This is a genomic window from Kribbella speibonae, assembly GCF_004331375.1.
Taxonomy (GTDB): domain Bacteria; phylum Actinomycetota; class Actinomycetes; order Propionibacteriales; family Kribbellaceae; genus Kribbella; species Kribbella sindirgiensis.
In genome coordinates, this window is record NZ_SJKC01000001.1 from 534,042 (window position 1) to 553,157 (window position 19,116).

General features: G+C 68.6%; 23 protein-coding genes and 1 pseudogene. 12 read left to right on the forward strand and 12 right to left on the reverse strand.

Translation table 11 applies throughout. From position 1 onward, the window contains the following. Nucleotides 1–48 precede the first annotated feature (48 nt). Nucleotides 49–882, forward strand: coding sequence for an NAD(P)H-binding protein (locus E0H92_RS02690; protein WP_131495271.1), 834 nt, complete (start codon nt 49–51; stop codon nt 880–882). Between the two features lie 132 nt (nt 883–1,014). On the opposite strand, the gene E0H92_RS02695 is transcribed toward E0H92_RS02690, so the two are convergent. The 3 genes from E0H92_RS02695 to E0H92_RS02705 form a co-directional block, all read right to left on the reverse strand. Beyond that, nucleotides 1,015–2,175 carry a zinc metalloprotease gene (locus tag E0H92_RS02695; protein ID WP_131495272.1) on the reverse strand — a complete coding sequence of 387 codons (1,161 nt, stop codon included), beginning with the start codon at nt 2,173–2,175 and terminating at the stop codon, nt 1,015–1,017. Between the two features lie 94 nt (nt 2,176–2,269). Beyond that, nucleotides 2,270–3,082: an ABC transporter permease gene (locus E0H92_RS02700; protein ID WP_131495273.1), complete on the reverse strand. Its 813-nt coding sequence runs from the start codon at nt 3,080–3,082 to the stop codon at nt 2,270–2,272. Then, nucleotides 3,082–4,050 carry an ATP-binding cassette domain-containing protein gene (locus E0H92_RS02705; protein ID WP_131495274.1) on the reverse strand — a complete coding sequence of 323 codons (969 nt, stop codon included), beginning with the start codon at nt 4,048–4,050 and terminating at the stop codon, nt 3,082–3,084. The genes E0H92_RS02700 and E0H92_RS02705 overlap by 1 nt, the downstream gene beginning before the upstream one ends. An 87-nt stretch (nt 4,051–4,137) precedes the next feature. On the opposite strand from E0H92_RS02705, the gene E0H92_RS02710 reads away from it, so the two are divergent. Both E0H92_RS02710 and E0H92_RS02715 read left to right on the forward strand, forming a co-directional pair. After that, complete coding sequence (locus E0H92_RS02710; protein WP_131495275.1) at nt 4,138–5,103, forward strand: helix-turn-helix transcriptional regulator; 966 nt, start codon at nt 4,138–4,140, stop codon at nt 5,101–5,103. Next, the gene (locus E0H92_RS02715; RefSeq protein WP_131495276.1) at nt 5,100–5,684 is read left to right on the forward strand and encodes a YdeI/OmpD-associated family protein; all 585 of its coding nucleotides are present in this window, start codon (nt 5,100–5,102) and stop codon (nt 5,682–5,684) included. The genes E0H92_RS02710 and E0H92_RS02715 overlap by 4 nt, the downstream gene beginning before the upstream one ends. On the opposite strand, the gene E0H92_RS02720 is transcribed toward E0H92_RS02715, so the two are convergent. The 5 genes and pseudogenes from E0H92_RS02720 to E0H92_RS02740 all read right to left on the reverse strand — a co-directional run. Continuing rightward, nucleotides 5,681–6,016 carry a cupin domain-containing protein gene (locus tag E0H92_RS02720; RefSeq protein WP_131495277.1) on the reverse strand — a complete coding sequence of 112 codons (336 nt, stop codon included), beginning with the start codon at nt 6,014–6,016 and terminating at the stop codon, nt 5,681–5,683. The two genes, E0H92_RS02715 and E0H92_RS02720, sit on opposite strands and share 4 nt — an antisense overlap. A 67-nt stretch (nt 6,017–6,083) precedes the next feature. Further along, on the reverse strand, nt 6,084–6,893 hold the full coding sequence (locus E0H92_RS02725; protein ID WP_131469108.1) for a phytanoyl-CoA dioxygenase family protein: 810 nt from the start codon (nt 6,891–6,893) through the stop codon (nt 6,084–6,086). An 84-nt stretch (nt 6,894–6,977) separates the two neighbouring features. Beyond that, nucleotides 6,978–7,880, reverse strand: a complete 903-nt coding sequence (locus E0H92_RS02730; protein WP_131495278.1) for a UbiA prenyltransferase family protein — start codon at nt 7,878–7,880, stop codon at nt 6,978–6,980. 57 nt (nt 7,881–7,937) lie between these two features. Continuing rightward, entirely contained in the window at nt 7,938–8,777 is an 840-nt protein-coding gene (locus E0H92_RS02735) for a Vgb family protein (protein WP_131495279.1), read from the reverse strand. A gap of 145 nt (nt 8,778–8,922) precedes the next feature. Continuing rightward, nucleotides 8,923–10,458 (reverse strand): annotated as a pseudogene (locus tag E0H92_RS02740) (ABC-F family ATP-binding cassette domain-containing protein); the annotation flags it as partial. Between the two features lie 103 nt (nt 10,459–10,561). Here E0H92_RS02740 and E0H92_RS02745 point away from each other — a divergent pair. The 3 genes from E0H92_RS02745 (at nt 10,562) to E0H92_RS02755 (ending at nt 12,739) form a co-directional block, all read left to right on the forward strand. After that, the gene (locus E0H92_RS02745; RefSeq protein WP_131469116.1) at nt 10,562–11,140 is read left to right on the forward strand and encodes a TetR/AcrR family transcriptional regulator; all 579 of its coding nucleotides are present in this window, start codon (nt 10,562–10,564) and stop codon (nt 11,138–11,140) included. Between the two features lie 62 nt (nt 11,141–11,202). Beyond that, nucleotides 11,203–11,919 (forward strand): VOC family protein, encoded by a 717-nt coding sequence (locus E0H92_RS02750; RefSeq protein ID WP_131495281.1) that lies wholly within the window; start codon nt 11,203–11,205, stop codon nt 11,917–11,919. A 52-nt stretch (nt 11,920–11,971) separates the two neighbouring features. Beyond that, the gene (locus tag E0H92_RS02755; protein WP_131284236.1) at nt 11,972–12,739 is read left to right on the forward strand and encodes an SDR family NAD(P)-dependent oxidoreductase; all 768 of its coding nucleotides are present in this window, start codon (nt 11,972–11,974) and stop codon (nt 12,737–12,739) included. 7 nt (nt 12,740–12,746) lie between these two features. On the opposite strand, the gene E0H92_RS02760 is transcribed toward E0H92_RS02755, so the two are convergent. Beyond that, on the reverse strand, nt 12,747–14,264 hold the full coding sequence (locus tag E0H92_RS02760; RefSeq protein ID WP_131495282.1) for an LCP family protein: 1,518 nt from the start codon (nt 14,262–14,264) through the stop codon (nt 12,747–12,749). A gap of 36 nt (nt 14,265–14,300) precedes the next feature. Here E0H92_RS02760 and E0H92_RS02765 point away from each other — a divergent pair, with 36 nt between their 5' ends. The 3 genes from E0H92_RS02765 (at nt 14,301) to E0H92_RS02775 (ending at nt 15,632) form a co-directional block, all read left to right on the forward strand. Then, complete coding sequence (locus E0H92_RS02765; protein WP_238173285.1) at nt 14,301–14,798, forward strand: GNAT family N-acetyltransferase; 498 nt, start codon at nt 14,301–14,303, stop codon at nt 14,796–14,798. A gap of 79 nt (nt 14,799–14,877) precedes the next feature. Beyond that, nucleotides 14,878–15,120, forward strand: coding sequence for a hypothetical protein (locus tag E0H92_RS02770; RefSeq protein WP_131495283.1), 243 nt, complete (start codon nt 14,878–14,880; stop codon nt 15,118–15,120). Then, the gene (locus E0H92_RS02775) at nt 15,120–15,632 is read left to right on the forward strand and encodes a DUF3152 domain-containing protein (protein ID WP_131495284.1); all 513 of its coding nucleotides are present in this window, start codon (nt 15,120–15,122) and stop codon (nt 15,630–15,632) included. Before E0H92_RS02770 ends, E0H92_RS02775 begins: the two co-directional genes overlap by 1 nt. Here the strand turns inward: E0H92_RS02775 and E0H92_RS02780 are convergent. Together E0H92_RS02780 and E0H92_RS02785 are read right to left on the reverse strand one after the other, a co-directional pair. After that, nucleotides 15,623–15,988 (reverse strand): VOC family protein, encoded by a 366-nt coding sequence (locus E0H92_RS02780; RefSeq protein ID WP_131495285.1) that lies wholly within the window; start codon nt 15,986–15,988, stop codon nt 15,623–15,625. The genes E0H92_RS02775 and E0H92_RS02780 overlap by 10 nt on opposite strands. 69 nt (nt 15,989–16,057) lie before the next feature. Continuing rightward, the gene (locus E0H92_RS02785; RefSeq protein WP_238173286.1) at nt 16,058–16,693 is read right to left on the reverse strand and encodes a MarR family transcriptional regulator; all 636 of its coding nucleotides are present in this window, start codon (nt 16,691–16,693) and stop codon (nt 16,058–16,060) included. Nucleotides 16,694–16,788: 95 nt separating this feature from the next. Here E0H92_RS02785 and E0H92_RS02790 point away from each other — a divergent pair, with 95 nt between their 5' ends. Together E0H92_RS02790 and E0H92_RS02795 are read left to right on the forward strand one after the other, a co-directional pair. Further along, complete coding sequence (locus E0H92_RS02790) at nt 16,789–17,544, forward strand: SDR family NAD(P)-dependent oxidoreductase (protein WP_131495286.1); 756 nt, start codon at nt 16,789–16,791, stop codon at nt 17,542–17,544. Nucleotides 17,545–17,748: 204 nt separating this feature from the next. Next, nucleotides 17,749–17,979, forward strand: coding sequence for a hypothetical protein (locus E0H92_RS02795; RefSeq protein ID WP_131284226.1), 231 nt, complete (start codon nt 17,749–17,751; stop codon nt 17,977–17,979). A 241-nt stretch (nt 17,980–18,220) separates the two neighbouring features. On the opposite strand, the gene E0H92_RS02800 is transcribed toward E0H92_RS02795, so the two are convergent. Next, a complete protein-coding gene (locus E0H92_RS02800) occupies nt 18,221–18,577 on the reverse strand; it encodes a VOC family protein (RefSeq protein WP_238150720.1) in 357 nt (118 codons plus the stop codon). Nucleotides 18,578–18,666: 89 nt separating this feature from the next. Between E0H92_RS02800 and E0H92_RS02805 the strand changes: the two genes are divergently transcribed. Next, on the forward strand, nt 18,667–19,116 hold the full coding sequence (locus E0H92_RS02805; RefSeq protein ID WP_131495287.1) for a YdeI/OmpD-associated family protein: 450 nt from the start codon (nt 18,667–18,669) through the stop codon (nt 19,114–19,116).

Sequence of the window (19,116 nt, forward strand, 5' to 3'; positions counted from 1 at the left end):
CGGCGTATGGCCATGGTTTGTCTCACCGCGCTCGGGTGAACTAGAGCCATGAACCCGATTCTGATTCTCAGTGGCAAAGGCAAGACCGGCCGTCGCGTCGTCGCGCAGCTCGACGCGCGGGGCATCCCGTATCGGCTCGCGTCCCGCTCCAGCGAGCGGCGGTTCGACTGGTACGACGAGAGCACCTGGGCGGAGGCGGTCCGCGGCACGGATACGGCGTACCTCGCGCCGCCGGTCGGGCCGACCGGGCTCGCGCAGGCCGGCAAGTTCGTCGAGCAGGCCGAAGGGCTGCGGCGCGTGGTGCTGCTGTCGGGCCGTGGCGTCGGCAGCCCGGGGCGCGACTTCGCGGTGTACGACGGGCAGCTCGACCTGGAGAACGTCGTGAAGGCGAGCGGCCGGGACTGGACGATCGTGCAGCCGGCCTGGTTCGCGCAGGGCTTCAGCGAAGACTTCCTGCGGTACCACGTGCTGGCCGGTGAGATCCGGGTGTCCACCGGCACCGGTGCGGAGGCGTGGATCGACACCGACGACGTCGGCGACGTGATGACGACGGCGCTGCTCGACGAGTCGTACGTCGGCCAGACGCTCGCGATCTCCGGACCCCGCACCCTCACGATGACCGAGATCGCGGATGAGCTGACCACCGCGACCGGCCGCAAGATCTCATACGTCGACCTGGACCCTGAAGCGCACGTCGCGGAACTGATCGAGCAAGGCCTGACGCCGGAGGACGCCGACGCGGTCCGCGACCTGTTCGCCGTCATCCGCAACCACCGCTCCGAGTACGTCTCCGACGGAGTCGAGCAGATCCTGGGCCGCGCTCCCCGCGACTTCACCGACTGGGCCCGCGAAACCGCGAAGACCGGGGTCTGGGCCGGGTGAGTGCGGACGCCCAGCACTCATCAAGTGCCCTCAGCACGACCGGCTGAGCGTGCGACCGCGGCCAGAACCTCAATTGATGAGTGCTGGAGATCCGCCTCCCCGCCCACCTGAGGTGCGGGGAGGCGGATCCGGTCAGCGGTGTTGCATTTCGGTCCACTCGTCGTGGGTGAGTTCTTCGAGCTCCGACGACGGGGTCTTCGCGATGGTGGCGCTGCCTCCGCCGACGGCGCCGCCGCCGAAGACGATGTTGGCCCAGTTGTTCTGGGCGATCAGGATCGACGTGGTCTTGTCGCCGTTGATGTCGGCGGCCGTGGTGGTGTCGGTGGTGTCGCCGTCGCAGTTCCAGTCGATCGGCTGGTTCGCGGCGCCGGCCGTCGTCTTGGTCGACCCGTTCGGGCACTTCCAGCTCGTCCGGTACCCGGCGCCGAGGCTCCCGAGGCCGACCGTCTCATCCGGCCGGGCCTCGTTGATCGAGGTCGGCTGGACGCTCGAGTAGCCCCAGTACTTGGTGCCGTCGGCCTTGAGCACACCGCCGAGCTGGAACGAGTAGTTCATCACGCTCAGGTAGTTCGGCTTGTAGTTCAGGTTGTCGGTGCCGCCGTGCTTCAGGCCGATGTTGTGGCCGAGCTCGTGGATGAACGTGCCGACGTTGATGTCGTCGGTCGCGTTCCAGTTGCACTTCGGACCGACCGTGACGATGAACGTGTCGTTCGGGATGTTGAACGCCTGGCCGCTGCTGCACCCGCCGTCGTAGCTGTCACCCCAGAGCATGTAGTGGAAGACAGCCTTGCGCGCCGACGCGAAGTTGGCGGCCTTGATCGCGTTCGTCTGAGTGGCCGACGGGTTCAGATCGGCGTCGTACGCGACCTCGTTGCCCCCGCCGAGGTTGTACGTCGTACCGCGCGCGGAGCCGGCGTCGAGGTGGATCTTGATGCCCGTGCTGCCGTCGGGGTTGCTGACCGGGGCGGAGGCGAAGACCTGGACGATCCGGTCGAGGGCCGCCGTGGTGGTGAGCCGGCCGGCCATGTAGTCCATCTCGACGAACAGGTCCTTCTTCTTCGGGTTCGCGCCCATCCCGGGAAGGTCGACGTCGACGACGCCGTCACCGTTCGCGTCGTACCCGTTCGTCTCCCAGGTGTCCGGCAGCGAGTCGCCGTCGGTGTCGGTCGCGACGACTCGCTTGGCGACGGCGGTGTCGGCGTCCGGGAACGGCGCCGCCACCGCGCTCGAGGCGGCGAGCGCGGCGGCGGCCAGAGAAGTCAGTACGGCGAACAAGGCGGGGCGGGGCCTCATCAGATCTCCTTCGGGGGCGGTGGGTGATCTGAGCGCTACCGTAGGTGATTTCTCTCGAGGAGGACGGCCCAGCGGGGCCAGTGGCCCAATTGGGTCAATCGGCCGAGCGGAGCATCGTGCGGATGCCGACGGTCAGCCCGATTGCTGCGGTGACGATCGCCGCGACCCAGCCCCACAGCACCGCGCTGGACAGTACGTCGCCCGAGAACAGCGTCCGTTCCGCGTCGACGACGTACGACAGCGGGTTGAACTTCGCGGCGACCCGCATCCAGCCCGGACCGGTCTCGAGCGGCAACAGCATCCCGGACAGGATCATCAACGGGAACAGGAACGTCTGCTGCACCACCCAGAACATCCAGTCCTGCTTGCGTACGGCGATCGCCAGCGCGTAACTGAACGAGCCGAGCCCGACACCGAACACCGCCAGCAGCGCTAGCCCGATCAGCGCGCCACCGAGGTGCAGGTCGAACGCGAACGGCGTCATCACCGCGATCACGACCACCGCCTGCCCGAACAGCGGCACCATCTCCTTGAGCGCCCGGCCGATCAGCAACGAGGAGCGGGACAACGGCGTCACCAGCATCCGCTCGTGCGCGCCGGTCTGGAACTCGAACAGCAGGTTCGCGCCGGTGGTCGACGTACCGAACAGCGTGGTCATCACCAGGATCGACGGGACGAACCACTGCCACACGCCGTCGCCGAACGTGCCGCCCATCGATCCCGACAGCAGCGGGCCGAACAGGGCGAGGAACACGAGCGGCTGGATCATCCCGAACAGCAGGCTGAACGGGTCCCGCAGCACCGGCTTCAGCTCCCGCAGCATCACGATCCGGATGTCGCGGAGCAGGTTCCGGGAGGGCTGGGTCGAGGTCTGCGTCGTGGTTGCCGACAGGGTCAGGGTGGTCATCAGGCTGCCTTTCCGTTCGAGTCTTCCCGCAGGCTGCGGCCGGTGAGGTTGAGGAACACGTCGTCGAGGGTCGGGCGGTGCACCTGCGCCGCCGCGATCGGTACGCCGCAGCGCTGGGCGGCCGCGACCAGTTCGGGAAGCGCCGCCGGTCCGTCCGCGACCCGGACGCTGACCTCGTCGCCGACGGCGATCACTTCACGGGCCCCAGGCAACTGTTCGGCCAGCTCGCTCAGCCGCGCGATGTTGCCGGGAGCAACGGTCACCGCGAGCCGGTCGCCGGCCAGCCTGGCCTTCAGCCCGTCGGCGGTGTCGTCGGCGATCACCTCGCCGTGGTCCACCACGACCACGCGCTCGGCCATCGAGTCGGCCTCGTCCAGGTAGTGCGTGGTGAGCACGATCGTCATCGAGTACTGCTCGCGCATCCGCAGGATGTGGTCCCACAGGTTCGCCCGGTTCTGCGGGTCGAGGCCGGTCGACGGCTCGTCCAGGAACAGCAGCGACGGCGCGTGCACCAGACCCATCGCGACGTCGAGCCGGCGGCGCTGACCGCCCGACAGGTCCGACACCTTGCGCTGCGCCAGGTCCTTCAGCTCCAGCGCTTCGAGCAGCTCGCCGGCTCGCAGCTTCGCGGTACGGCGGTCGTGGCCGTAGATCACGCCCTGCCCGACGAGTTCGTCGCCGACCCGTTGCGAGTGGCCGGCGCCGTTGCCTTGTCCGACGTACCCGATCCGGCGCCGGACCTGGCTGGGGTGCGTGGTCACGTCGTACCCGGCGACCGTCGCGGTACCCGAGGTCGGCGTGATCAACGTGGTGAGCATGCGCAGCGTGGTCGTCTTGCCGGCGCCGTTCGGGCCGAGGACGGCGACCAGCTCGCCGGGTTCGACGTCCAGGCTGATGCCGCGGACGGCGTGCACGGTCTCGGTACGGCTCACCACGAAGTCCCGGGTGAGCGCTCGGGTGCTGATCACGATCTCTCCTTCGGTCAGGGTCTCTAGGGACGACATTTCCAGTGAAAGAGGACAGGTTCTGGCCGCTACTCATGGCAATCTGAAGTCATGTCCGAGACCTCAGCCCGCTTGCTCGCGCTGCTCTCCTTGCTGCAGGCCCGCCGCGACTGGCCGGGCCAGTTGCTGGCCGACCGCCTGGAAGTCAGCCCGCGAACCGTCCGCCGGGACGTGGACCGGCTGCGCGACCTCGGGTATCCCGTGCGTGCGACCAAAGGACCTGACGGCGGCTACCGCCTGGACGCGGGGGCGGATCTGCCGCCGCTGCTGTTCGACGACGATCAGGCGATCGCGGTCGCGGTCGCCCTGCAGACCGCGACGACCACGGTCACCGGGATCGAAGAGGGTGCGCTGCGGGCGCTCGCGACGGTCCGGCAGGTGATGCCGGCGCGGTTGCGGCAGCGGGTCGACGCCCTCCAGGTGACCACGGTCGACCGCTACGCCAACCGCCGTACGACGGTCGACTCGGACCAGTTGATCGCGATCGGTACGGCGCTCCGCGCGAACGAGGTACTGCGGTTCGACTACGCCGCGCCTCGTACAGCGGACGAGGAATGGGTGCCGCCGCGGAAGGTGGAGCCGCATCATCTGGTGACGTGGGGCGGGCGCTGGTACCTCGTCGGCTGGGACCTGGATCGCAACGACTGGCGGACGTTCCGGGTGGATCGGATGACGCCGAAGACGCCGACCGGGCCGCGGTTCACGCCGCGTGAGCTGCCGGCGCCGGACGTGGCGACGTACATCTCCAGCAAGTTCCACGGGCAGGACCGCAACCCCTGCTGTGGCGAGGCGATCCTGCAGGCGAAGGCGTCGGACATTGCGCAGTGGGCCGGCCACGGCGCCGTGGTCGAGGAGCTCACGCCGACGAGTTGCCGGCTCGCGCTCAGTGGCTGGTCGTGGACGGGTCTGGCCGCGACGTTCGGGATGTTCGAGTGCGATCTGGAGTTCGTCGGACCGCAAGAGTTGAAGGATGCGGCGACACAGTTGGCCGCGCGCTATCGGGAGGCTGCTTCGTGACCGCAGAACTGATCGTCGTGGATGCTGCCGCCTGGCTGAGGTGGCTGCACGAGAACCACCAGGAATCGGACGGTGTCTGGCTCGTGCTCGCGAAGAAGAACGTGACGACGCCGACGAGCCTGACGTACGACGAGGCGCTCGAGGAAGCCTTGTGTCATGGGTGGATCGACGGGCAGCGGCGGGGTCGTGACGAGCAGACGTTCATCCAGCGGTACACGCCGCGACGCGCGCGCAGCCTGTGGTCGCAGCGGAACGTCGGCCTGATCGCGCGGCTGGAAACCGAAGGGCGGATGCGCCCGGCCGGACGCGCCGAGGTCGAGCGCGCGAAGGCCGACGGCCGCTGGGACAAGGCGTACGGCGGTTCGAGCGCGCAGGAGGTTCCCGATGATCTGGCAGCGGCGCTGGCCGCGGAGCCGCGGGCGCAGGCGATGTTCGAGATCCTGACCAGCGCGAACCGGTTCGCCGTCGTGTTCCGGGTCAACGACGCGAAACGCCCCGAAACCCGCGCCCGCCGGATCGCGCTTTACGTCGAGCAGTTGGCCCGCGGCGAGACGATCTACCCACAGAAGCGGACCCTCTAGACCAGGTCCAGGGTCGCATCCTGACCCGCGGTGAGCGGGAAGTAAGCCAGGAAGGTGACGCCTTCTTCCTCGGTGTCGAAGCGGGCGATGCGTTCGACGGCCGGCTCGTAGAACACGTCGCCCGGGTGCAGGACCTGCGGCTCGGTGTCCTCGGACTGCTGGTAGACGGCCGATCCCGACACGATGTTGCCGAACACGGGGCCGTTGTGGACGTGGGCGCCGAGCGCGGTGTGCGGGTCGATCGTGATCCGGCGGACCTCGACGCGCTGCACCGGGAGCGCCTCCGGCAGGTGCTGATCCAGGACGACGACGCGGCTGATCGATGAGTTCATGACAGCATCGTACATACCAATAGGTACAGAACGCCTGGGAGTATCGACGTACGGCGGAGTGGGTCGCTCAGTAGACGATCGGGTTGAGCGGGGAGGAGATGGTTTCGCCGGGCTGGTTGCCGGGCATCCAGCTGGCCAGATCGAGTACCTGGTTCGCGTTCGAAGGCTCCGAGATCTCCATCGCGGCGTCGACGTAGATCACCGTCATCACCCGGCGCGGGATGTCGGTGGTGTTCGCCGGTGCGTGATGGAAGGTCCAGCCGAGGTGGTAGCTGACCTCGCCGAGCTCGAACGGCTCGGAGACCTCCGGGAAGTTCTGTTCGGCCAGCACTTCCTGCAGGACGCGCTCCGACTCGTCACTGATCGGCAGGTCCCGCCCGTACTCGAACGTATGACTGCCGGCCGCGAACGACAGCGGCCCCATCTCCATCGGGGTTTCCTGCAGCGGGACCCAGATCGTCACGCACCGATCGGTCGCGAACGGCCAGTAGTACTGGTCCGCGTGCCACGGGGTGACGCCACCGCCGGACTCCTTGTAGAGCGCCTGGTCGTGGTACAGCCGGACCGACTGCACGCCGAGCAGCTGCGCCGCGATCCGCGCGAGCCGCGGCGACGACACGAACTCCAGCACCCGCTCGCTGTCCTGCCAGAGGTTCGTCACCTGCAGGAACGCCTTGCCGTAGGTGTCGCGCTCGTCCAGCGGCTGTTCCTGGGTGTTCAGCTCGATCACCTTGTCGGTGATCTCCGGCTCGTACTCCGCGATCGTCTCCGCACTCAGCACGTTCTTCAGCTTCACGAACCCGTGCTGCTTGAAGTGCGCGATATCGGACCGGCTGAGGGCGTAGTCGGTCTCGAGCTCCGGGCGGGTCAGAGTCATGGGACCCAAGAGTTCATGAACGTTTCATCGCTGTAAAGATCAGTGATCAAATCTTTGCCCGCCGTGCACGTGCACGTGCACGGCCTACAGAACTCCTGTGTAGGTGAGTGCGAAGGTGGCGCAGGGGAAGAGGAAGAGGGTGGCGAGGGTGATGATGCCTTTGAAGGATTGGTGGGGGCCGATGAGTTTGCGGTAGGCCGCGATCAGAACCGGGACCATCACCACCTCGAGGGGCAGCATGGTGCGGGCGATGATGGTGTTGGTGGCGGCGAGGATGACCGACAGGGCGGCTGCTGCGATCCAGGCGGTGTACCCGATCAGGTACGTCGTGCGCGGGCCGAAGCGGACTGCGATGGTCTGGTAGCCGGCGGCGCGGTCGGATTCGAGGTCGGCGAGGGTGGTGGGAAGGTAGAGGCCGATCGCGGCGAGAGTTCCCTGCAGACCCATCAGCCACGGGAAGTCGCTGAGGTCCGGGTTGATCGCGGCCCAGCCGGCCAGCGGCCCGAAGGCCCCCAGGGCGAGGGCGTTGACCGCGACGTCGAAGCCGGCGCGTGTCTTCAATCGCACCGGCGGGACCGAGTATGCGTATCCGAGCAGTACGGCGAGCAGAACGCCCAGCGCGAACACGATCCCGACATGCAGACTCAGCCCGACCGCCGCCACGGCCGCCGCGAAGGCCAGTCGCTTCGCCGCTCGCAGCGTGATCCGTCCGTCGAGCAGCGGCGACTTCGCCTTCCGCGGGTTGAGCCGATCGCTCGGCAGGTCGTACGCGTCGTTGACCGCGAGCACCGCCAGCCAGACCAGCGGCCCCATCACGACCGCCCCGACGATCAGCCGCGGCCACTCGTCGACGGGCGGGATCAGCCGATGCGTCGCGAGCAGAATCCCCGTGTAGTAAGGCACGATCGACACCACCCAGAACGCCGGGCGACCGACCGCGATCACGTCACGCACCCGCGGTCCCCGTACCTGCACGTCCGTGCTCACATCACCACTGTGCTCCCGGACAGGCTCCCGCGTCCTCCCTCCACCGAGTGAACCTCCTCACCCGCCCGGCTGGATGTGAGCCACGGAACCCTTCTCCAGTGCGACCCACACCGAGCCGTCGGCGTGGTCGAGGCCGTGCGGCTCGGCGCCCTCACCGAAGGCCACCTGGTCAGTGATGTTGCCCTTGGCATCGACATGGACCAGCTCGGCCGCCGCCCACAGAGTCAGCCAGCAACCACCGTCAGCTGTCGCCGCGGCGGCATGAGGCTTCGAGTCGGCCGGCAGGGTGAACTCCTCGATCGACCCATCGAGGCCGACCCGGCCCGCCTGGCTCGCGAGGAGTTCGGTGAACCAGACGCCGTCCGGTCCCGCGCTGATACCGACCGGACCCGCGGCGGGCGTCGGCAGGGGATAGGTCGTGACCTCGCCGCCGGTGGTCATCCGGCCGATCGCGTTGGCCTGGTTGAGCGTGAACCACAGATCGCCTGCCGACGTCGTGATCATCCCCGGGTACGCGCCCGCCGTGCCGATCGGGTACGTCGACACCTCGCCGTCCACCGTGATTCGCCCGATCGCGTCGATGCTCATCAACGTGCACCACAAGGCGCCGTCGGGTCCGACGCACAGTCCGTACGGCGCGCCCGCGAGCTCGATCGCCGACACCCTTCCGTCGTACCCGATCCGTCCGATCCGGTCGTCGCCGTTGCGCGTGAACCAGACGGCGTCGTCGGGACCGTCGACGATCACGCTCGGGCGGGACCCGGGTGCGTCGAGGTCGAACACGCGGCCCGAGACGGTCGCGACGCGCCCGGTGTGGACGAGCGTCGTCCACACCTCGCCGCCCGCCGCGACCACGCCGTACGGCGCGCCATCAACTGTGAATTCACTGACTGACATAGGCGTTCTCCTCGAGATCGATGACGGCACTGATGCCGCGACTCCGTCGCGGCGGGTCATGGGCTGTAACTCCCGGCCTTCCCTCGTCGCTCCAGTCGCTTCGCTCCCTCCGCTCCTCAGTCCAGGCCGGGAGGCCCATGACCGGCCCGCGCCAGCGGGAAGCGAAGCGGCGGTCGTGGCTGACCACGATGAGTGCGCCGGCGTACCGGTCCAGCGCCGCCTCCAGTTCCTCCACCAGCACCAGGGACAAGTGGTTGGTCGGTTCGTCCAGCAGCAGTACGTCGTACGGCGTGGTCAGCACTCGTGCCAACGCGAGCCGTCGGCGTTGCCCGGTCGACAACTCACCGACCCGGGTCTGCAACTGGTCCTGACGGAACAGCCCCAGCGCCGCCGCGCCCGGATGGCGTGCGAGCGCCGCGCGGAGCGTTTCGTCAGGTCGCGCCTCGGTCACCTCCTGCCGCAGGTAGCCGATCCGTCCGTGGCGATCGACGTACCCGGAGTCCGGCGAGAGCGCACCGGCGAGGACGTCGAGAAAGGTCGACTTGCCGACGCCGTTCGGTCCGGTGATCAGGACACGACCACCAGCGGGTACGTCGAGCGACGTCGGCGGCAGCCGGTCCGCGACCGCGACGCCGACCGCCTCCAGTCCGGCCGAAGCGCCGGTCGTGCGGATCGACGCCTTGAACCGGAGCGGTTTCGCCGGCACCGGTGGCGGGTCTTCCTCCAGGCGGCGCAGGCGTTCCTTGGCGTTGCGGATCTTGCTCCGCTCCGCCTCGTTGACGCGACCGGTCGCCCGGTCGTAGGCGGGCTTGTTGTTGTCCTTCATCGGTCGCCCGTACGCGACCCGATCGGCGGTGGTCCGGACGAGTACGCGCATCTCCGCGACCTCGTCCTCCCACTGCTGCCGGGCCTGTTCGAGTCGCGCCCGCTCGGCTGCCTTCTCCTGCAGGTAGCCCTGGAAACCGTTGCCGTACCGCGTGACCCGGTGCGTGTCGCCGTCGACCTCGAACAGGGTCGAGGCGACCCGCTCCAGGAATGCGCGATCGTGCGAGACGACAACCGTCGTACCGCGCCGGGATCGCAGGTGGTCCTCCAGCCAGGTGGCCGCCGACACATCCAGGTGGTTCGTCGGCTCGTCGAGCAACAGGATCTCCGGCGACGACGCGAGTACGGCGGCCAGATGCAAGCGCGCCAACTCGCCGCCGGACAGCTCCGACAACCGGCGATCACCGGGCAACGTGGAGAGCCCGAGACCGTACGTCGCGCGGGCGAACCGCGCGTCCGCGTCGTACCCCTCGCGGATCTCGAAGACGGTCTGGAGTTCGCCGTACTCGCCCAGGACGTCGTCCCGTCCCTCGGCGAGCATGGCCTCCAACGAACGCATCCGCGCCTCGATCCGGCGCAGGTCGGCGAGCGCGTGATCGGCCAGCGCCTGAACGTCGAGGTCGAGCGGCAGCGGGTTGTCCTGCGCCAGGAAGCCGACGCTCCCGGCGGCCTGAGCCGTGCCGTCCGTGGCCGGCTCGAGACCGGCCAGGATTCGCAGCAGCGTCGACTTGCCGGAGCCGTTCTCGCCGATCAGGCCGCTGACCTGCCCGGGCGGGAAGGCGCAGGTGACCTGGTCGAGCACCAGGCGGTGGTCGTAGGACTTGGTGACGTCGTGCAGGGACAGCTGTGCAGACATGAGGAATCTCCTGACCTCTCGCGGGTTCGTGGTTGGCGAACGGCGGGTCAGAAGATCACTGGTTACTCCCTAAATGCGACGAACGTTGCGTTAAGATGATGCCATGATCGCCGAGGTTCACGCAAGCAGGCCGGGAGGACGGACGGCCCGGGTGCGCGCGGACGTGCTCGCGGCGGTGGAGTCCGAGCTCGCCGAGCACGGGTACGACGGGCTCACGATCGACGCGGTCGCGGCGCGCTCCGGCGTACATCGGACGACGCTCTACCGGCGCTGGAAGACCGTGCCGGGCCTGCTGGTCGACCTGCTCGAGGCCGGTGCCGACGACGCGTGGGGGCCGGCCGACACCGGCTCGCTCGAAGGTGATCTGGTCGCCGTCAACCGGGAGATCCACGCCGCGCTGACCGCCCGGCCGTCCATCACCCAGGCGGTGATCGCGGCCTCTTTCCGTACGACGGCTGCCGCCGACGCACTCACCCGCTTCTGGGAGGACCGGTACGAGCGCACCGCGCTGGTCGTCTGCCGAGCTGTCGCGCGCGGCGAAATCCCTGGCGGCACCGATCCCCATCAACTCCTGCTCACCGCGACCGCGCCGCTCTATCACCAGATGGTCCTGCTGAGGCAGCCGATGTCCCGCGACCAGGCCGATCAGCACGCGCGGATCGCCGCGGCGTCGGTCCGCTAATTGCTTTGCGGCCCTGATCCGCCCCACCGTACGGTGACAGCCCCGGCCGATTGGGAGATCCGATGAGCATCAACCTGCATGCACTGTCCGTCGACGCCAAGGATCCCGCCGGGCTGGCGCGGTACTGGGCCGGACTGCTCGGGTGGGAGCAGGCAGGGGCGACCGAACTGCTCCCCGACGCCAAGACGCCGTTCCGGCTGCGGTTCCTGCAGAGCGACGTCGAGCGGGATCGTCCCTGCTACATCCACTTCCACCTGACCAGTGAGACGCCCGAGCACCAGCAGGAAACGGTGACGCGGGCGGTCGAGCTGGGCGGCCGGCACATCGACATCGGCCAGAAGCCGGAGGAAGGACATATCGTCCTCGCGGATCCGGAAGGCTACGAGTTCTGTGTGATCGAGGCGGGAAACAAGTTCCTCGCGGACACCGCCTTCTTCGGCGAGGTGGCCTCGGACGGCACGCGGGAGGTCGGGCTCTTCTGGAGCGCCGCACTCGACTACCCGCTGGTCTGGGACGAGAACGGGGAGACCGCGATCCAGGCGCCCTCCGGCGGACCGAAGATCGCCTGGGGCGGACCGCCCGTGGACCCGAAGCCGGCGAAGAACCGGATGCACCTCGACCTGGTCGTCCCCGCCGGCGGTGACGTCGACGCCGAGGTCGAGCGGCTGATCGGGCTCGGCGCGACCCGGCTGGAGAGCGGTCAGGAAGGCGCGGACGCGATCCCGATGGCCGACCCGGACGGCAACCAGTTCTGCATCCTGACCACTGCACGGGCCTGACGGTCCTCTCAGACTAGGGTCGTCCTCGACTGTCTAGGTTGAGGAGACGTTGGTGACTGGTCGGTTGGCGAACGAGGTTGTGCTGGTGACGGGTGCCGCCCGGGGGATCGGGCGGGCCGTCGCGGTCAAGGCGGCGGAGGAGGGCGCGGCGGTCGCGCTCGTCGACATCCTGACCGACGAACTGACCGCGACGACCGCGGAACTGGCCGGGACCGGCGCGACGGTGGCCGCGGCCGTCGGCGACATCACCGACGAGGTGTCGGTCCGCCAGGCCGTCGGCAAGCTGACCGACGACCTCGGCCGGCAGATCACCGTGCTGGTGAACAACGCCGGCAAGAACTCGTACGCCGATCCGGCGAAGATGTCCGTGTCCGAGTGGGACGACGTGTTCGACGTCGACCTGAAGGGCGCGTTCCTGATGTCCCGCCAGGTGCTGCAGCCGATGATCGACGCCCGGCACGGCGCGATCGTCAACATCGCCTCGATCCACTCGAAGCTGACCACGGCCGGCATGTTCCCGTACGCCGCCGCGAAGTCGGGACTGGTCGGCATGACCCGTTCGCTCGCCCTGGACGTCGCGCAGTACGACGTCCGGGTGAACGCGGTCAGCCCCGGCTACATCTCCACCGACCTGCTCGAGGAGTTCTTCGACACCATCCCCGGCGAACGCGAGAAGGCGCTCGGCGTCCACCCGCTCGGCCGGATCGGGACGCCGGAGAACGTCGCCGAGGTGGTCTGCTTCCTCGCGTCCCCGGCGGCCGCCTTCGTCACCGGCGCCAACTGGGCCGTCGACGGCGGCCTCGGCGTCCGCTACGCCTAGCGCTGGTCTAGCCGGGCATGCCCGGGTTGTAAGCGCAGGCAGCGGTCAGGTCGTCCGCGGCCGGCTTGGGCGTGGTCTTCGGCTGGGTCGCGGTGGACGGCCGGGGTGAGCTGACCTTGCGGGGGACCGGCGTCGTCCGCGCGGCCGGGTTCAGCGCCTTGGCCACGATCTCGCGCATCCCGGCGTAGTTCGGGTTCCGGCCGGTCGGGAAGTTCTTCTTCTTGTCGAGGTCGACGTTGGTGATCTTCGCCGTCTTCACCCGCGCTCCGAGTGTCGCGAACGCGCCCAGCTGGTTCCGCGGGATGTCGGTGCGGATCAGTTTCTCGCCGGCCTTCGCGATCGCGTCGTAGTTGGTCAGCACGTTCTGCGGGGTGGCACGTTCGACGATCGCCTTGATCGTGCAGCGCTGCCGGGCCTGGCGGGCGAGGTCCGCGGTCGGGACCTTGTACCGGCCGCGCGCGAACCACAGCGCGTCGGTGCCGTTCAGCTGCCGGTTCGGTCCGGGCTCGAGGTACCGGCTCGGCGGGATCTTCTTGTCGTCGTTGCCGCCGACCGGGACCGGGTAGTTGATGTTCACCGTGATCCCGCCGAGCGCCTCGACCAGCTGCGCGAACCCGGCCAGGTTGATCTGCACGTAGTAGTGGATCTGCAGCCCCAGCGCCTCGCCGACCGACACCTTGAGGATGTCCGCGCCCTCGTTGTCCGACGGGCCGACACAGCCCGGACACAGCTTCGGGATGTTGCGGTACATCGCGTCCAGGTAGAACTCCGGTTGCTCCTCGTCGCCGTTCGGATCCCAGAACCCGGTCGGAAACTTCTTGTGCAGCGCCGAGTTCTCCGGGAACGGCATCCGCATGAAGTTCCGGGTCAGCGAGATCAGCGAGGTGTTGCCGGTCTTGGTGTCGATACTCGCGACCATCACGGTGTCGGTCCGGGTCCCGCCGCGGCCCTCGCCGTCGTCCGCGCCGAGCAGCAGGATGTTCAGCCGCGGCAACTGCTGCCAGATGTCCTTCTTCGCGCTGATCGTCGGCCGCGTCTGGCTCTTCGTCTCGTCGCCCCCGAAGACCTTCGTCACCAGGTTCCGCTGGGCCATCAACGTCTGCGCGCCGGTCGCCGTACTCACCGTCATCGCGAAGCAGATCACGCCGATCACCAGCGCCCCGAGCATCCGGGATCCGGGGCCGACGGTCAGCGGCCGGAGCATCTTGTACGACGTGACCAGGACGACGATCCACACGAGTCCGATCACGGCCAGGCCGATGATCATCCAGTTCAGCACCGTCGGATTCAGCGCCCACGAGATCACCTCATCCCGTTTGCGCAGCCCGACGTACGCCGCGCCGCCGTACAGCGCGAGGCTCAGCACGATCAGCGTCGAACCGAGTTTGATCCGGCGCGCGACGAGGTACGCCGTACCGGGCAGCAGCACGCCCAGGACCGCGATCGCGAGTGCCGCCAAGGCGGACCGTCGACGGGGACTCGGCCGACGTGCCCGGGTGCCGCGCGTCGCTCTGCTCGGGGCCATGACTCCTACGATTCACTGACGCGGCAAAAAGTTGGCATGATCGACCAAGTGACCGACATTCAGGTACGACGAGCGGGAGCCGCTGACGCGGAGTCGCTGGTCCGCTTGCGGGGATTGATGATCTCGTCGATGGGCACCGATATCGGCGGACCGGACGCCCCGTGGCGGGCGACCGCGCTCAAGTGGTTCACCGAGCAGCTGGCCTCGCCGGACACGTTCGCGGCGTACGTCGTCGACGACCCGCGCGCCGGCGTGGTCGCGGGCGCGACCGGCAACGTGTACGCGCACCCGCCGGGCCCGAACGACCTGACCACCGTCCGCGGTCACCTGTACAACGTCAGCACCGAACCGGACTTCCGGCGGCGTGGTCTGGCGCGGGCGTGCGTGGGCGCGCTGATGGAGTGGTTCCGGGACGAGACCGGCGTCGGCCAGGTCGAGCTGCACGCGACCGCCGACGGCATCGACCTCTACCGCAGCCTCGGCTTCACCGAGGCGAAGTACCCGACCCTGCGCTTCCGGACCACCAGGGCGTAGGACGGAGGAGGGTTTCGGGGCACAGTGGCAGGAACGAGTGAGAACGCGCCCGCCCGGGGCGCTGTGAGGAGCTCACCGAATGCGCCGCTGGATCGTTGTCGTCGCGATCGCCGTCGTGGTCGCGGGCGGAGTGCTGCTGCCTGCCGGCCCGAACGGGCACCCGGGGCGTCGCGTCGTACCTGCTTCGATGCAGTCGGATCAGCCTGTGGGATCGCCGGCACGATCTGTGGTCCCGCCGCGGCCTCCGGAGGCGATCTCCTACCCGGTCGCGGGGACGCGAGCGTACGCCGTACTGCCCGGGGATCCCGCGGTGATCGGCTGATGCGGTTCCAGATCGCGATCGAGGGCGGGATCACCGGGATCGATCGCGCCGGGTTCGCGCGATTCGTGCGGGCGACGTACGGCGGGGCGCAGGGATGGGCGTCCCGCGGGCTGTGGCGGTTCCAGCAGGTCGGGCCGGGGACGAGCCCCGATTTCACCTTGATGCTGGTCACACCCGCGACGCGGGACCTGCTCTGCGGCGCGGGGCCGGACCGGTACACGAGCTGCCGGATGGGGAACCGGGTCGTGCTGAACGTCGCGCGCTGGGTGCACGGCGTACGGAACTACGCCGCGCCGCTGACGACGTACCGGCAGTACATGGTCAACCACGAGACCGGGCACCGGCTCGGCCGCGGCCACGAGCTGTGCCCGGGACCCGGCCAACCGGCGCCGGTCATGCAGCAACAGACCCTCGGCCTGCACGGCTGCACCGCGTACGCGTGGCCGTATCTGAACGGCACCCGCTACAGCGGCCGCCTAGGTCAGTACGACGACCCGATCCCTCACTCCTGAATGATCGACAGCACGTTCCCCGCCGGATCCTTGAACCAGGCAATCAACGGACCCGGTCCACGGTTGATCCCGAGCTCGTCCTGCTCGTCGACGTACCGCTCGAACGTGATGCCCTGCGCGGTCAGCTCCCGCACCGTCGCCTCGATCTCGTCGACCGGGAAGTTGAGCACGGTGTACTCCGCCGGCACGTGATTGTCCTTCGGATAGACGAGAACCGTGTTCCCACCGCCCGTCCGCAGGTGCAACAACCCGTTCTCCTCGTGGACGTCGATCCCCAGCGTCGCGCCGTAGAACTCCTTCGCCCGCGCCAGGTCATCCACCGAGAATCCACTGAACGCCTTGCTGTCCTTCAACATCTGATGCCTCCCGATTGACTCGACACCTGCTACGTCGAGACCGCCGGACCGTTTTCGACACGCCTCGGGTCAGTTGTGCAGGACCTGCGGGAGGGTCGGGTTCACGGCGGCGGCCACCGAGGCGGACTCGAGGCCGTCGGCGACGGTGTGCAGGAGGCGGACCAGGTGGGCCGCGTCGGTCGGGCCGAGGATGCCGGTGACGACGTCCAGGACCCGGACGGTGAGCCCGTCGAGCTGGGAGAGGCGGGCCTGACCCATCGACGTGACGATCAGCTCCGGCGTGGTCCGGACCATCCCGAGCGCTTCCAGGTCGGCGATCGCCAGCTCCGCCTCGCCGGGCGTGATACCGACCTGCTTCGCGACGTCGTGCGCCGAGGTGCGGCCGTTCGCGACAGCGCTCAGCACCAGTGCGGCCGGCATCTTGATCCCGATCGCTTCCTGCAGACCGAGGATCAGCGGATGGGCGTGACCACGTACGCGTTCCACCGCGTCGAGCAGCCGGAGCGCGTCGCCGACGTCACTGATCAGGTGCTCGGTCTGGACAGCCGCGATCCCCGTCGGACCGGGCCGCACGGGAGACGGTACGACGCCGCCGATGACCCGCTCGGGCACCACGAGGGCGTTCGCCACGACCGGCTCGTCCTTGGATCCCCTCTCCGTGGATCCGTTGCTCAGCGGCCTGACACCAGCGTCTTCGATGGTCACGTCTCCCAGCGTACGGAGCCGTTCTGACAGCTTCGGCGTGTCTATCCTGAGGAATCCCTGTGAATCTCATGACATCGGTGACTTACGCTCCGCCCATGCAGAAACGAGTTCTGGTGATCGGTGGCGGTGGAGGCGGGATCGGCCGGGCGACGACCGACGCCTTCGGCAACGAAGGGGCCGCGGTGATGGTCGCGGACCTCGATCCACAGCGTGCGGCCGAAGCCGCCGACGCGGTCCGGGCATCCGGCGGTACGGCGTACCCGATCGCCGGTGACGTCCGCTCGGCGAGCGGGATCGAGGCGATGGTCGCGGGCGCGGTCGAGCAGCTCGGCGGACTCGACGTACTCGTCACCGTCGTCGGCGGGCAGGTCGCGTTCGTGCCCGCGGTGAAGCTGCACGAGATGGCCGACGAGGACTGGGACACGATCTACGAGGTCAACCTCCGGTACGTCGTCCGCGCGGTCCGGGCCGCGCTCCGCGTCTTCCTCGACCAGGGCACCGGCGGCGCGATCGTCAGCGTCGGATCCGTCACCGGGTTCATGGCCGCGCCCGAACAGGCGGCGTACGGCGTGATGAAGGCCGGACTGCTCAGCCTGGCGCGGACGGTCGCCGCCGAGTACGCGCGGGACGGGATCCGGATGAACGTCGCCGCGGCCGGCGCGATCGCGACCGCCGTCGCCAACGCGAATGTCGACGCCGAGGTCGTCGAGGAGATCCCGGCCGGCCGGTTCGGACGTTCCGAGGAAGTGGCCCGGGCGGTCGTCTACCTGGCCTCCGACGCGGCGTCGTACATCACCGGACAGCAGCTCGTGCTGGACGGCGGCGTCTCCGTCCGCGGCCCGTTCGGGTAATCGAACACAGTGGCGAAAGAATTGGGTCCTGGCGGGTCCGAAAAAGTTTTGCCGGTCGGCCAGAAATTCCGGATCCGGGCGTGACCTCGGCTCTGCGTCCTCCGTTGGAAGTGACGTGACGGTGAACACAACACGGCGCACCGGCACCGCGCTCGCCCGCGTTTTCCAGGCCGTCCACCCTCGAAGTATCAGCCAGGAGGACCAGTGACAACCGCCACCGCCACCCAGACCATTTCGCGTCGTCGCGTGCGTGTCTGGTTCGGTGAGCACGTGATCGCCGACTACAACGCCGAGCCGGCGTTGGCCGAGCGGTACGCAGACGCCATGAGCCGTCGGTTCGCCGGACTTCGGGTCACCAACGACCCGATGCCCGCCGTCGACAAGCTCCCCGACCCCCTGCCCGGCGAGCGCATGTGGGACGTAGCGCCCCGCTGAGAAACCTCCGGTCCCTTTCGCGTTCCGTAACTCACCAGACAACCCACGCGGAACGTCGCCAGGTCGAGTCGCCTCACCTCGACCAACCGAAGGAACCGGTGCAGTGCTCTTCCAAGAGCACGCGGCGGCAAGCGAGCGCGGGCGTTCTGCCCCTCGCTTGCCGCCATTTCTCCCCTGTAATGCGCCTGATGAAAACAATCCACGTTCGCACCGGATCCCCCAGCTCCGGTGCGAACGTTTTTCACTTCTGCGCGTAGTACTCCGGTTTCATCTGGATGAGCTGGACGTAATTACCGTCCGGGTCGATCAGCGTCGCGAACCAGCCGATCCCACGGTCCTCCGGGTGCACCAGCCAGTCGACGTCGAGCGTCCGCAGGTGCGCGGCCGCCGCCTGGATGTCGTCGACGGCGAAGTTCACGATGTGCCGCCCCGGTTCGGCGTTCTTGGCCGCGACGTCGTCGCGCTGCTCGATCACCAGACCGAACCCGCCGAGGTCGAGGTTCCCGTACCCGTCGACCTCCGCCCGGAACCCGTCCCGGTACCACGCCTTCAACCGCTCCGCGTCCGTACTGCCGAGCAACATGCTGTTGAGAATCACGATCTGTCCTTCCGCCTGACTCTGACCTCGGTACGTCGGAGCGGCCTGTCGGCTCTCGACATGACCTGCCCGGCTCGGATGATGAACAGATGAAGTTCACCGCCGAACTGCTGGCCACCGGCAAGAACACCGCCGGCTTCGAGGTGCCCGACACGGTCGTGGAGTCACTCGGTGGCGGCGGCCGTCCGAAGGTCAGCGTCACGGTCAACGGGTACACGTTCCGTACGTCGATCGCGCGGATGGGCGGCCGGTACCTGCTCGGATTCAGCGCGGACCGCCGTACCGAGGCCGGGGTGACGCCCGGCGAGGTACTCGAGGTCGACGTCGAACTCGACACCGCTCCCCGCGAACTCGAGATCCCCGAACCGCTCGCCACCGCCCTCGCTGCGGACCCGGACGCGAAGGCGTTCTGGGACACCCTCAGCTACAGCAACCGCCAGTGGCACACGCTCCAAGTAACGTCCGCCAAAACCGAGGCCACTCGCACCCGCCGCATCGAAAAGTCGATCACCGCCCTCCGCGAGGGCCGCGCCCGCTGA

Bases quoted from the DNA above. Each gene is read 5' to 3' on its own strand.
- E0H92_RS02780 (WP_131495285.1), bottom strand. From the start codon at position 15,988: ATGTTGAAGGACAGCAAGGCGTTCAGTGGATTCTCGGTGGATGACCTG.
- E0H92_RS02775 (WP_131495284.1), top strand. From the start codon at position 15,120: ATGCGGTTCCAGATCGCGATCGAGGGCGGGATCACCGGGATCGATCGC.
- E0H92_RS02805 (WP_131495287.1), top strand. From the start codon at position 18,667: ATGAAGTTCACCGCCGAACTGCTGGCCACCGGCAAGAACACCGCCGGC.
- E0H92_RS02750 (WP_131495281.1), top strand. From the start codon at position 11,203: ATGAGCATCAACCTGCATGCACTGTCCGTCGACGCCAAGGATCCCGCC.
- E0H92_RS02700 (WP_131495273.1), bottom strand. From the start codon at position 3,082: ATGACCACCCTGACCCTGTCGGCAACCACGACGCAGACCTCGACCCAG.
- E0H92_RS02720 (WP_131495277.1), bottom strand. From the start codon at position 6,016: ATGAACTCATCGATCAGCCGCGTCGTCGTCCTGGATCAGCACCTGCCG.
- E0H92_RS02695 (WP_131495272.1), bottom strand. From the start codon at position 2,175: ATGAGGCCCCGCCCCGCCTTGTTCGCCGTACTGACTTCTCTGGCCGCC.
- E0H92_RS02790 (WP_131495286.1), top strand. From the start codon at position 16,789: ATGCAGAAACGAGTTCTGGTGATCGGTGGCGGTGGAGGCGGGATCGGC.
- E0H92_RS02770 (WP_131495283.1), top strand. From the start codon at position 14,878: ATGCGCCGCTGGATCGTTGTCGTCGCGATCGCCGTCGTGGTCGCGGGC.
- E0H92_RS02760 (WP_131495282.1), bottom strand. From the start codon at position 14,264: ATGGCCCCGAGCAGAGCGACGCGCGGCACCCGGGCACGTCGGCCGAGT.
- E0H92_RS02745 (WP_131469116.1), top strand. From the start codon at position 10,562: ATGATCGCCGAGGTTCACGCAAGCAGGCCGGGAGGACGGACGGCCCGG.
- E0H92_RS02765 (WP_238173285.1), top strand. From the start codon at position 14,301: ATGATCGACCAAGTGACCGACATTCAGGTACGACGAGCGGGAGCCGCT.
- E0H92_RS02735 (WP_131495279.1), bottom strand. From the start codon at position 8,777: ATGTCAGTCAGTGAATTCACAGTTGATGGCGCGCCGTACGGCGTGGTC.
- E0H92_RS02710 (WP_131495275.1), top strand. From the start codon at position 4,138: ATGTCCGAGACCTCAGCCCGCTTGCTCGCGCTGCTCTCCTTGCTGCAG.
- E0H92_RS02690 (WP_131495271.1), top strand. From the start codon at position 49: ATGAACCCGATTCTGATTCTCAGTGGCAAAGGCAAGACCGGCCGTCGC.
- E0H92_RS02725 (WP_131469108.1), bottom strand. From the start codon at position 6,893: ATGACTCTGACCCGCCCGGAGCTCGAGACCGACTACGCCCTCAGCCGG.